The 10,776-nt window shown below is 63.7% G+C and carries 12 protein-coding genes and 1 tRNA gene; 11 read left to right on the top strand and 2 right to left on the bottom strand.

Annotation, left to right across the window (positions count from 1 at the left end; translation table 11 throughout):
* The first annotated feature begins 141 nt into the window (after nt 1-141).
* The 4 genes from ACNFCH_RS25680 to ACNFCH_RS25665 are packed head-to-tail and all read left to right on the top strand — an operon-like array spanning nt 142 to nt 2,691.
* Entirely contained in the window at nt 142-603 is a 462-nt protein-coding gene (locus tag ACNFCH_RS25680) for a TerS protein (protein WP_416744476.1), read from the top strand.
* Entirely contained in the window at nt 600-2,096 is a 1,497-nt protein-coding gene (locus tag ACNFCH_RS25675; RefSeq protein ID WP_416744474.1) for a terminase large subunit, read from the top strand. The genes ACNFCH_RS25680 and ACNFCH_RS25675 overlap by 4 nt, the downstream gene beginning before the upstream one ends.
* A complete protein-coding gene (locus tag ACNFCH_RS25670; RefSeq protein ID WP_416744472.1) occupies nt 2,093-2,374 on the top strand; it encodes a head-tail connector protein in 282 nt (93 codons plus the stop codon). Before ACNFCH_RS25675 ends, ACNFCH_RS25670 begins: the two co-directional genes overlap by 4 nt.
* The gene (locus tag ACNFCH_RS25665; RefSeq protein ID WP_416744470.1) at nt 2,374-2,691 is read left to right on the top strand and encodes a phage head closure protein; all 318 of its coding nucleotides are present in this window, start codon (nt 2,374-2,376) and stop codon (nt 2,689-2,691) included. The genes ACNFCH_RS25670 and ACNFCH_RS25665 overlap by 1 nt, the downstream gene beginning before the upstream one ends.
* A gap of 186 nt (nt 2,692-2,877) precedes the next feature.
* Here ACNFCH_RS25665 and ACNFCH_RS25660 read toward each other — a convergent pair.
* Nucleotides 2,878-2,954, bottom strand: a tRNA-Arg gene (locus ACNFCH_RS25660).
* Between the two features lie 188 nt (nt 2,955-3,142).
* Between ACNFCH_RS25660 and ACNFCH_RS25655 the strand changes: the two genes are divergently transcribed.
* The 7 genes from ACNFCH_RS25655 (at nt 3,143) to gabT (ending at nt 10,621) form a co-directional block, all read left to right on the top strand.
* Nucleotides 3,143-3,892 (top strand): GntR family transcriptional regulator, encoded by a 750-nt coding sequence (locus tag ACNFCH_RS25655; RefSeq protein ID WP_323113509.1) that lies wholly within the window; start codon nt 3,143-3,145, stop codon nt 3,890-3,892.
* A complete protein-coding gene (locus tag ACNFCH_RS25650; protein ID WP_416744468.1) occupies nt 3,889-5,613 on the top strand; it encodes a fumarate reductase/succinate dehydrogenase flavoprotein subunit in 1,725 nt (574 codons plus the stop codon). The genes ACNFCH_RS25655 and ACNFCH_RS25650 overlap by 4 nt, the downstream gene beginning before the upstream one ends.
* Before the next feature lie 136 nt (nt 5,614-5,749).
* On the top strand, nt 5,750-5,995 hold the full coding sequence (locus ACNFCH_RS25645; protein ID WP_043208219.1) for a 4Fe-4S dicluster domain-containing protein: 246 nt from the start codon (nt 5,750-5,752) through the stop codon (nt 5,993-5,995).
* A 49-nt stretch (nt 5,996-6,044) separates the two neighbouring features.
* Nucleotides 6,045-7,010, top strand: a complete 966-nt coding sequence (locus ACNFCH_RS25640) for a HEAT repeat domain-containing protein (protein WP_337159378.1) — start codon at nt 6,045-6,047, stop codon at nt 7,008-7,010.
* Nucleotides 7,010-7,285: a DUF971 domain-containing protein gene (locus ACNFCH_RS25635; protein WP_337159379.1), complete on the top strand. Its 276-nt coding sequence runs from the start codon at nt 7,010-7,012 to the stop codon at nt 7,283-7,285. Before ACNFCH_RS25640 ends, ACNFCH_RS25635 begins: the two co-directional genes overlap by 1 nt.
* Nucleotides 7,286-7,721: 436 nt before the next feature.
* The gene (gene gabD / locus ACNFCH_RS25630; protein ID WP_070090834.1) at nt 7,722-9,164 is read left to right on the top strand and encodes an NADP-dependent succinate-semialdehyde dehydrogenase; all 1,443 of its coding nucleotides are present in this window, start codon (nt 7,722-7,724) and stop codon (nt 9,162-9,164) included.
* A 179-nt stretch (nt 9,165-9,343) separates the two neighbouring features.
* A complete protein-coding gene (gabT, locus tag ACNFCH_RS25625; protein WP_070090833.1) occupies nt 9,344-10,621 on the top strand; it encodes a 4-aminobutyrate--2-oxoglutarate transaminase in 1,278 nt (425 codons plus the stop codon).
* A gap of 51 nt (nt 10,622-10,672) precedes the next feature.
* Here the strand turns inward: gabT and ACNFCH_RS25620 are convergent.
* On the bottom strand, nt 10,673-10,776 hold a 104-nt coding region (locus ACNFCH_RS25620), incomplete at its 5' end, for a transposase (protein ID WP_416742387.1).

Genomic DNA, 10,776 nt, shown 5'->3' with positions numbered 1-10,776 from the left:
GCAAGCGCACCACGCGGGGCTGCGACGTGAACGGCATCCCGCTCGACCCCAACCACCACTGGAACATCGAAAGATCACGACGAACCGAGCGGAGCTAGACCGCTCGCCCCCTGCTCTGTAATTGCTAACTGCCCAAAAAAAATGAAGACCACGCCCCGCCGCCCCCGATCCGACAGCGCCAAGGCCGCCGTAGCCGCGAGCCAGGCCGTCGCTATCGGTCCAATCCAGCCGCCGCCGCATATCCGTGTGCGCGATGCCGACAGGCCGTTCTGGGATGCCATCGTGACCGCTCGCCCGCGGGACACCTGGACCGACGCCGACCTGGTGCTGGCGGCGAACTTGTCGCGTGCCTATGCCGACATCGAGGCGCTGCAGGACAGCATCGACCGCGATGGCATGTTGGTAGAAGGTAAGATCAATCCCGCGTGCGACCTGCTGGACAAGATGACCCGCCGCGCCCTGGCGACTGGCCGCCAACTGATGGTCGCCACCATTGCCACCGTGGGGAAGGCCCAGGACATTCACAAGGGCGCTGCCCTGGAGCGAGGGGCACGCCAGCAAGAGGATGACGATCTGATCCCGACCCTAGGGACACTGCAATGACCCGCGCCGAAAAGATCATCGCGTTCATTGAGCGCTACTGCGTGACGCCAGAGGGCGCGGACGTGGGCAAGCCGCTGTGCCTGGCCGAGTTCCAACGCCAGTTCATCCGCGACGTGTACGACAACCCAATAGGCACTCGCCGGGCCATCCTCAGTGTGGCCAGGAAGAACGGCAAGTCGGGCCTGATCGCGGGCCTGCTGCTGGCGCACCTGGTCGGCCCCGAGGCGAAGCAAAACAGCCAGCTTGTGTCGGGGGCCATGAGCCGCGACCAAGCCGCCCTGGTGTTCAACCTGGCCGCCAAGATGGTGCAGCTATCGCCCGCCCTGTCGAAGATCGTCCGCATCGTGCCCAGCGGCAAGCGCCTGCTGGGGCTGAACCTGAACACCGAGTTTCGCGCCCTGGCTGCCGATGGCAAGACCGCGCACGGCCTCTCCCCGGTGCTCGCCATCCTGGACGAAATCGGCCAGATTCGCGGCCCGCAATCCGACTTCGTGGACGCCATCACCACCAGCCAGGGCGCCCACTCGGCACCGCTGCTGATCGCTATCAGTACCCAGGCAGCCAACGACGCCGACCTACTGAGCCAATGGATTGACGACGCCCTGCGCAGCAATGACCCCAAGATCGTGTGCCGCCTGTACGCGGCGCCAGCGGGCTGCGACCTGATGGATGAAGACGGCTGGCGAGCGGCCAACCCGGCCTTGGGCATCTTCCGGTCGGAGACAGACCTGCGGGAGCAGATGCAGCAAGCCGAGCGCATGCCGAGCATGAGCAACACCGCCCGCAACCTGCTGCTCAACCAGCGCGTGAGCCTCGACAGCCCATTCATCAGCCCTGACGTGTGGATGGCCTGTGACACCTCACCTGACCCGTTCGAGGGCCTGGTCTATGCGGGCCTCGATCTGTCGGCACGAACCGACCTGACGGCGCTGGTGCTGATCGGCAAGGTGGATGGCGTGTGGCAGGTCCGCCCGTACTTCTGGACGCCCGAACAGGGAGTGCTCGACCGAGCGCAGAAGGACCGCGCCCCGTATGACATGTGGGTGCGCCAGGGGTACATACGCACCACTCCAGGCGCCACGGTTGACCTGGAAGCGGTGGCATTGGACATGGCCGAGATACTGAGCGACTGCGAGGTGGCGGCGATCGCCTATGACCGCTGGCGCATCGACGTGCTCAAGAAGGAGCTGGAACGCCTGGGCCTGGAGCTGCCGTTGGTGCCTCACGGCCAAGGTTTCCGCGATATGGCGCCAGCCCTCGACGCCCTGGAAGCTGAACTGCTGAATGGACGTGTCGCCCACGGTGGCCACCCCGTACTGACCCTGTGCGCTGCCAACGCCGTAGCGGTGAAAGACCCCAGCGGCAACCGCAAGCTGGACAAGAGCCGCCGCACCGGCCGCATCGACGGCCTGCAGGCGCTGGCTATGGCATTCGGCGCCGCCCAGGTGGCCGAAGCTCCCGCTGATCTTGATACCGAGGTATTTTTCGTATGACCACCGTGACCCTTGAAGAAGCCAAGCTGCACATGCGCGTCGATCACGACGAGGAAGACGGCCACATCCTTGGCCTGATCGCTGCCGCCGAAACCCACGTCAGCAACTTCCTGGGAGACGGTTTACCCGATCCGATGCCCGCCCCGATCAAGGCCGCCGTACTGCTGTTGGTGGGCGACCTGTACGAGCACCGCGAACGCCAGGGCGATCGCACACTGACCGAGGGCACAGCCTATTCCATGCTGCTGGCGCCGTATCGCTCTATGGCGGTGCTGTGATGTTGGCTGGCAAGCTGCGTTACCCGGTGACGATTGAACGCCCTCTGGACGCGCGCGACCAATACGGTGGGTTCATTCGCACTTGGGAGCCAGTGAGTCGGGAGTGGGCCGATATAGAAAGCATCAAAGGCAGTGAGTTTATGGCCGCCCAGGCGCCCCAGTCGCAGACGGTGTTCCGTATCCGCATCCGGTACCGCGACGACCTGGCGTCGAACTGGCGCATACGTGAAGGGGCGAAAGTGTACGAAATCACCGCCGTGCTGCCAGATGCTCGCCGCCGGCGAATCGAACTGATGTGCAAGACGGGCAAGCTGTGAGCCGGTTATTAAAGGAGGGGTTCCCTCAGATTTGAGGACACCCCTGATGCGTCAGGTTTTCAAACGGCGCTGAATCTGGCGCGTCAGACACAAAAAAGCCCCGCAATGTCGGGGCTTTTTGCTGTCACGCTGCTGTCACGGCCCTGGCCTGCTTTCAGCGTGCAACCACGGAAGTGGCGGAATTCATGGCGCACTCGGCGGGATTCGAACCCACGACCCCTGCCTTCGGAGGGCAGTACTCTATCCAGCTGAGCTACGAGTGCAACGGGGCGCATGATACCCATCTCGCAGGGTGACGTCCATCGCCTTGATCTGTAGCCGTTTTTGCCACAAGCCCAGTCGCTGGGCGGCGAAATATCCATATTCGATATCGATATTTGTCATGTGGCGCTTATGCGCTATTCTCTGGTCACAACTTGTTATAACAAGTCACGTCAGAGTGAAGAGAATCATGGCCGAACTGCTCCCCCTGTCCCCGGTGCCGCTGTACAGCCAGCTCAAGGAGCTGCTGCGCGAGCGCATCCTCGATGGTACCTATCCGCCCCATAGCCGCATGCCCTCCGAAGCCGAGCTGGGCAAGGCCTTCGATGTCAGCCGCATCACCGTGCGACAGGCCCTGGGCGACCTGCAGAAAGAAGGGCTGATCTTCAAGATCCACGGCAAGGGCACCTTCGTCGCCAAGCCCAAGGCGTTCCAGAACGTCACCACCCTGCAAGGCCTGGGCGAATCCATGAGCCAGATGGGCTACGAGGTGCTCAACCGCCTGCGTAGCTTCCGTCATGTGCCGGCCAGTGCGCTGGTGGCCGAGCGTCTGCAGGTGGAGGAGGGCAGCCTGGTCACCGAGATCCGCCGGGTGCGGTTGATCAACCGGGAGCCGGTGTCGCTGGAGCTCACCTGGCTACCCAAGGCCATTGGCGAAAAGCTCGAGAAGGCCGACCTGGTCACCCGCGACATCTTCCTGCTGCTGGAGAACGACTGTGGCATCGCGCTGGGGCACGCGGACCTGGCCATCGACGCGGTGCTGGCCGATGCCGACCTGACCCAGGCGCTGGAGGTGGAGGAGGGCTCGCCGATCATGCGCATCGAACGTCTGACCCACGCCGCTGACGGCACGCCGCTGGACTTCGAACACCTCTACTACCGTGGCGATGCCTTCCAGTACCGCCTGCGTATCGACCGCCAGAAGGGAGCCAAGGCATGAGCATCGAGACCCGCGACTACGACATCATCGTCATCGGCGGCGGCACCGCAGGGCCCATGGCCGCGATCAAGGCCAAGGAGCAGGACAAGTCCTTGCGCGTGCTGCTGTTGGATAAAGCCAACGTCAAGCGCAGCGGTGCCATCAGCATGGGCATGGACGGCTTGAACAACGCGATCATTCCAGGCCACGCCACGCCGGAGCAGTACACCAAGGAAATCACCGTCGCCAACGACGGTATCGTCAACCAGGCCGCGGTGTATGCCTACGCCACCCACAGCTTCGAGACCCTCGAGCAGCTGGACCGCTGGGGCGTGAAGTTCGAGAAGGACGAGACCGGCGACTACGCGGTGAAGAAGGTCCATCACATGGGCGCCTACGTGTTGCCCATGCCCGAGGGCCACGACATCAAGAAGGTGCTCTACCGCCAGCTCAAACGCGCGCGGGTCGAGATCACCAATCGCATGGTCTGCACCCGCGTGCTGCTCGATGGCGAAGGTGCCGCTGCCGGGGTCATGGGCTTCGATTGCCGCAGCGGAGAGTTCCAGGTGATCCGCGCCAAGGCGGTGATCCTTGCCTGTGGTGCAGCCGGGCGGCTCGGTCTGCCTTCGTCGGGCTACCTGATGGGCACTTACGAAAACCCGACCAATGCCGGCGATGGCTACGCCATGGCCTACCACGCCGGGGCGGAGCTGGCGAATCTGGAGTGCTTCCAGATCAACCCGCTGATCAAGGATTACAACGGCCCGGCCTGCGCCTACGTCACCGGCCCTCTGGGCGGCTACACCGCCAACAGCAAGGGCGAGCGCTTCATCGAGTGCGACTACTGGAGCGGGCAAATGATGTGGGAGTTCCACCAGGAACTCGAAGGCGGCAACGGCCCGGTGTTCCTAAAGCTCGATCACCTGGCCGAGGAAACCATCCAGAACATCGAAGAGATCCTGCACAGCAACGAGCGCCCCAGCCGTGGGCAATTCCACACTAATCGCGGCACCGACTACCGCCAGCACATGGTCGAGATGCACATCTCCGAGATCGGCTTCTGCTCCGGGCATTCGGCCTCCGGTGTGTGGGTCAACGAGAAGGCCGAGACCAGCGTGCGCGGCCTGTATGCCGCCGGTGACATGGCCGCGGTGCCGCACAACTACATGCTCGGCGCCTTCACCTATGGCTGGTTCGCCGGGGTCAACGCTGCCCGCTATGTGGTGGGGCGCCCCTTCGCCGAGGTGGACCTGGTCCAGGTCGAGCGCGAGCGCGAGCGGGTGTTCGCGCCGCTGCAACGGGAGCACGGTCTGCCACCGGCCCAGGTCGAGTACAAGCTGCGGCGCATGGTCAACGACTACCTGCAGCCGCCGAAGGTGACCAAGAAGATGGAGATCGGCCTGACGCGCTTTGCCGAAATCGAGCGTGACCTGGCGCAGATGAAAGCCAGCAACCCGCATGAACTGATGCGCGCCATGGAAGTGAGCGTGATCCGTGACTGCGCCGAGATGGCCGCGCGGGCGTCGCTGTTCCGCGAGGAGAGCCGTTGGGGGCTGTATCACCATCGGGTGGACTTCCCTGAGCGCAACGATGGCGAGTGGTTCTGTCATTGCCACCTGAAGAAAGGTGAGGACGGCGAGATGACCAGCTTCAAGAAACCGATCGAGCCCTACCTGATTGCCTTGGATGCCCAGGAGCAGACCGCCTATGACCGGCTGCGGGTGAAAGCCGAGGCTGCCTAGACACCGCCGAACCCGTTCCCACCTGGTCCGCGGTGTTCGCGGGAGCGGGTTTTCCCGCGAAAAAGGCACCGCCGAGCAAGACAGTTGCTCCCGCAGGACCGTGCAGAGGCTCAACGAACCCCAAGGACGCCGTGAAATGGCCTATCAACCTCAAGAGATCTTCTTTCGCAGCAACGCCCCGGTCACCATCGATGAAGACAAATGCATCGCCGAGAAAGGCTGCACCGTCTGCGTCGAGGTCTGCCCCATGGACTTGCTGGCTATCAATCCGGCCACCCAGAAGGCCTACATGGCCTTCGACGAATGCTGGTACTGCATGCCGTGCGAGAAAGACTGCCCGACCGGCGCGGTGAAGGTGGACATCCCCTATCTGCTGCGCTGACCCCGCGGGGCCAGCCTGGCTCCGATCATCCACCGCTGCGGATTGCCCTATGAACGAACGAATCACCGATAACCCCGACATCCTTCCATTGCTGCCACGCCTTTCTGACGCCGATGCTGGCGTGCGGCGCATCGCTCTGATCGAGCTGGCCGACCTGGAAGATCCGGACGGCCTGCCCTGGCTGACCGATGCCGTGTTGGTCGACCCCCATGCTGACGTCCGTGCCGAAGCCGCGCGGCTCTTGGAGGCCTGGGAAGAGCCTGAAGTAGTACAGGCATTGTGTGCGGCTCTGGCCGATGCGGCCGAGCCGGTGCGCGTGGCGGCGGCTCAGAGCCTGAGCGAGCTCAAGTCCCTTGAGGCGGGCGCGCTGATCCTGCCGTGGGTCAGCCATGCCGACGCGTTCGTTCGCGCCAGTGCATTGCGGGCATTGCGTGAACTGCGTCTGGATGAAGCCGCCGGGCCTGCACTGCTGGCCCTCGATGACCGCGACGCCTCGGTACGCCGGGAGGCTGTGGGCATTCTGGGCTGGCTCAAGCATGCCCCTGCCTTGGCGGCCCTGGCGCGCTTGGCTGGGGAGGAAACGGACACCGAGGTTCGCCGAGCCGCCATCGGTGCCCTAGGTCTAGCCCGCGATGCCAGTGTGCTGCCCGCATTGGTCGCCGCCCTGGCTGACGAGGCCTGGCAAGTACGGGAGGAGGCCGCCACCACGTTGGGCAAGGTAGGGCTGGACGATGCCGGGCCTGCATTGATTGCCGCCCTGGATGACCGCTACTGGCAGGTGCGCTTGCGTGCGGCGCGGGCGTTGGGTCGCCTGCGCCATGGCGAGGCGTTGGAGGCTCTGGCCCGCTTGCTCGGCCATGCCATCGCCAACCTGCGCAAGGAGGCGGCGCTGGCCCTGGGTGAGCTGGGTCAGGCCCGGGCGTTGCCAGCGCTACGGGCCGCCGAGGCCGATGGCGACCCTGAGGTACGCAAGGCCGTGCGCATTGCCCTGGCACAACTGCAGGGGGCGGCGTGATGAGCGCGCCCCAGGCACTGCGCAACCTGCGTGGGCAAGGTGAACTGGCAGTGCAGTGGCCCGATGGATTGCAGGCCATCAGCCATGCCCGCCTGCGCGGCGCCTGCCCCTGCTCGCAATGCCGCGCGGCGCAGCTGCGCGGTGGCATCGCCGTGGTGCTCGAGGATGTGCGGGTGGAGCGAATCGAGGTGCAGGGCTATGGGGTGCAGTTGGTGTTCAGCGATGGGCATGAGCGGGGCATCTACCCGTGGGCCTATTTGCGCGCATTGGGATGATCGAGCCCTTTCATCTTCAAGGGAGAAAGCCGCCAGCCGGGCAGCGTTGGCGTTCGCTGATGGTTCTTCCGAACGTGCTGTGACCCCTGCCGGGAAGGGCCGTCGGTCCTCCCATCCGTTCGCCAGCGGACCTATGGGCTAACCTGAACGAGCCTCTGGGAGCTGGCGAAGCCTGCGATAGGCCACCCGCGAAGGGCTGCAGAGCCCACCACCGATCCGGAAATCCGGCTCGGTGTTCAACCATTCGTTCTTTTTTTCGAACAGCCTATTGTCCAACACCCCAGCAGCCGCTTAGCATTCCGTTTGAGATTTCAAACGCTCGATGCCCAGGCGTTGAACACCCCTGGTGCAAGAATTCCTGATGGCGCCCCTCAGGCGCCGTTCAACAATCAATAATTCGCCCCGTCCGTGCACGGTGCTCTCAAGGGAATCCGACATGCAGCTCAAAGACGCTCAGTTGTTCCGCCAGCAAGCCTTCATCAACGGTGAGTGGCTGGACGCGGACAACGGTCAGACCATCAAGGTGACCAACCCGGCTACCGGTGAAGTCATCGGTACCGTGCCGAAGATGGGCGCCGCCGAAACCCGCCGCGCCATCGAAGCCGCCGACAAGGCCCTGCCGGCCTGGCGCGCACTGACCGCCAAAGAGCGTGCTGGCAAGCTGCGTCGCTGGTTCGAACTGATGATCGAGAACCAGGACGACCTGGCCCGCCTGATGACCACCGAGCAGGGCAAGCCGCTGGCCGAAGCCAAGGGCGAGATTGCCTACGCCGCCTCGTTCATCGAGTGGTTCGCCGAAGAAGGCAAGCGCGTCTACGGTGACGTGATTCCTGGTCACCAGCCGGACAAGCGCCTGATCGTCATCAAGCAGCCGATCGGTGTCACCGCCGCCATCACCCCGTGGAACTTCCCGGCCGCGATGATCACCCGTAAAGCCGGCCCGGCCCTGGCCGCTGGCTGCACCATGGTCCTCAAGCCTGCTTCCCAGACCCCATACTCCGCCCTGGCCCTGATCGAACTGGCCAACCGTGCCGGCATCCCGGCTGGCGTGCTGAGCGTGGTCACCGGCAGCGCTGGCGAAGTCGGCGGCGAGCTGACTGGCAACTCCCTGGTTCGCAAGCTGTCCTTCACTGGCTCGACCGAAATCGGTCGCCAGCTGATGGAAGAATGCGCCAAGGACATCAAGAAGGTTTCCCTGGAGCTGGGCGGCAACGCGCCGTTCATCGTGTTCGACGACGCCGACCTGGACAAGGCGGTCGAGGGCGCGATCATCTCCAAGTACCGCAACAACGGCCAGACCTGCGTCTGCGCCAACCGTATCTACGTTCAGGACGGCGTCTACGACGCGTTCGCCGAGAAGCTCAAGGCCGCGGTCGCCAAGCTCAAGATCGGTAACGGCCTGGAAGAAGGCACCACCACTGGCCCGCTGATCGACGGCAAAGCTGTCGCCAAGGTCCAGGAGCACATCGAAGACGCAGTCTCCAAGGGCGCCAAGGTGCTGTCCGGCGGCAAGCTGATCGAAGGCAACTTCTTCGAGCCGACCATTCTGGTCGACGTACCGAAGAGCGCTGCGGTGGCCAAGGAAGAAACCTTCGGCCCGCTGGCTCCGCTGTTCCGCTTCAAAGACGAAGCCGAAGTCATCGCCATGTCCAACGACACCGAGTTCGGCCTGGCTTCGTACTTCTATGCCCGTGACATGAGCCGTGTGTTCCGTGTCGCCGAGGCCCTGGAATACGGCATGGTGGGTATCAACACCGGCCTGATCTCCAACGAAGTGGCACCGTTCGGTGGCATCAAGGCCTCGGGCCTGGGCCGCGAAGGTTCCAAGTACGGCATCGAGGACTACCTCGAGATCAAGTACCTGTGCATCAGCATCTGATCACGTACTGAATTTCCCTCTGCCAGCGGGGCGCGAGAGCGACGTCTCGCTGGCCTTTTTGACACCGTAGTACCTGGTGACCAGGGTGTTCGCGACAGTCGATCAACGCATGCTGATCGTGAACGACCCCAGCCACCCCCGAATAACAGCGCCATTTCGTCGGCGCGAATGAGGGCATTATGAGCAAGACCAACGAATCCTTGATGCAACGCCGTGTCAACGCTGTCCCACGTGGCGTTGGCCAGATCCACCCGATCTTCGTCGACACCGCGAAGAACTCGACCGTGATCGACGTTGAAGGCCGCGAACTGATCGACTTCGCCGGCGGCATCGCAGTACTGAACACCGGCCACCTGCACCCGAAAGTGGTTGCCGCCGTTCAAGAGCAGCTGACCAAAGTCAGCCACACCTGCTTCCAGGTTCTGGCGTACGAGCCCTACGTAGAGCTGTGCGAAAAGATCAACGCCATGGTCCCAGGCGACTTCGCCAAGAAGACCCTGCTGGTCTCCACCGGTTCCGAAGCCGTCGAGAACGCCGTCAAGATCGCCCGTGCCGCCACCGGCCGTGCTGGCGTGATCGCCTTCACCGGCGGTTACCACGGCCGCACCATGATGACCCTGGGTCTGACCGGTAAAGTCGTACCTTACTCCGCAGGCATGGGCCTGATGCCAGGCGGCATCTTCCGCGCCCTGTTCCCGAGCGAACTGCACGGTATCAGCGTTGACGACGCCATCGCTTCGGTCGAGCGCATCTTCAAGAACGACGCCGAGCCACGCGACATCGCTGCCATCATCCTCGAGCCGGTACAAGGCGAAGGCGGCTTCCTGCCAGCGCCGAAAGAGCTGATGAAGCGTCTGCGCGCCCTGTGCGACCAGCACGGCATCCTGCTGATCGCCGACGAAGTACAGACCGGCGCTGGCCGTACCGGTACCTTCTTCGCCATGGAGCAGATGGGCGTCGCGCCTGACCTGACCACCTTCGCCAAGTCCATCGCTGGCGGCTTCCCACTGGCCGGTGTGTGCGGCAAGGCCGAGTACATGGACGCCATCGCCCCAGGTGGCCTGGGCGGTACCTACGCCGGTTCCCCGATCGCCTGCGCCGCGGCCCTGGCCGTCATCCAGGTGTTCGAGGAAGAGAAACTGCTGGACCGCAGCAAGGCTGTCGGCGAGCGTCTGACCGCTGGCCTGCGCAAGATCCAGGAAAAGCACCCGATCATCGGTGACGTGCGTGGCCTGGGCTCCATGATCGCTGTGGAAGTCTTCGAAAAAGGCACCCACACCCCGAACGCTGCCGCCGTCGCCCAGGTTGTGGCCAAGGCGCGTGACAAGGGCCTGATCCTGCTGTCCTGCGGCACCTACGGCAACGTCCTGCGTATCCTGGTTCCGCTGACCGCTGAAGACGCGCTGCTGGACAAAGGCCTGGCAATCATCGAAGAGTGCTTCGCTGAGCTGGCCTGAATGTGACACGCTGTAGAAAAAACCCGCTTCGGCGGGTTTTTTTTAGGTTCTTCACGGATTGCCGGGAAAGTCATTCTTGATCTTCATGAAGAAGAATTCGCTGTCCCGGTAGCCGTAAGCCATCCGTTTGATGACCTTGATCCGATTGTTAATCC

This window comes from Pseudomonas sp. NY15354 (assembly GCF_048068075.1).
In the GTDB taxonomy this organism is placed as follows: domain Bacteria; phylum Pseudomonadota; class Gammaproteobacteria; order Pseudomonadales; family Pseudomonadaceae; genus Aquipseudomonas; species Aquipseudomonas guariconensis_C.
Note: the sequence above shows the minus strand (reverse complement) of the source record. Positions and strands in the feature narration are given on the sequence as shown.

Excerpts from the sequence above, each read along its gene's own strand:
- gabT (WP_070090833.1), top strand. The coding sequence starts at position 9,344 with ATGAGCAAGACCAACGAATCCTTGATGCAACGCCGTGTCAACGCTGTC.
- ACNFCH_RS25670 (WP_416744472.1), top strand. The coding sequence starts at position 2,093 with ATGACCACCGTGACCCTTGAAGAAGCCAAGCTGCACATGCGCGTCGAT.
- ACNFCH_RS25640 (WP_337159378.1), top strand. The coding sequence starts at position 6,045 with ATGAACGAACGAATCACCGATAACCCCGACATCCTTCCATTGCTGCCA.
- ACNFCH_RS25680 (WP_416744476.1), top strand. The coding sequence starts at position 142 with ATGAAGACCACGCCCCGCCGCCCCCGATCCGACAGCGCCAAGGCCGCC.
- ACNFCH_RS25650 (WP_416744468.1), top strand. The coding sequence starts at position 3,889 with ATGAGCATCGAGACCCGCGACTACGACATCATCGTCATCGGCGGCGGC.
- ACNFCH_RS25645 (WP_043208219.1), top strand. The coding sequence starts at position 5,750 with ATGGCCTATCAACCTCAAGAGATCTTCTTTCGCAGCAACGCCCCGGTC.
- ACNFCH_RS25665 (WP_416744470.1), top strand. The coding sequence starts at position 2,374 with ATGTTGGCTGGCAAGCTGCGTTACCCGGTGACGATTGAACGCCCTCTG.
- gabD (WP_070090834.1), top strand. The coding sequence starts at position 7,722 with ATGCAGCTCAAAGACGCTCAGTTGTTCCGCCAGCAAGCCTTCATCAAC.
- ACNFCH_RS25655 (WP_323113509.1), top strand. The coding sequence starts at position 3,143 with ATGGCCGAACTGCTCCCCCTGTCCCCGGTGCCGCTGTACAGCCAGCTC.
- ACNFCH_RS25675 (WP_416744474.1), top strand. The coding sequence starts at position 600 with ATGACCCGCGCCGAAAAGATCATCGCGTTCATTGAGCGCTACTGCGTG.
- ACNFCH_RS25635 (WP_337159379.1), top strand. The coding sequence starts at position 7,010 with ATGAGCGCGCCCCAGGCACTGCGCAACCTGCGTGGGCAAGGTGAACTG.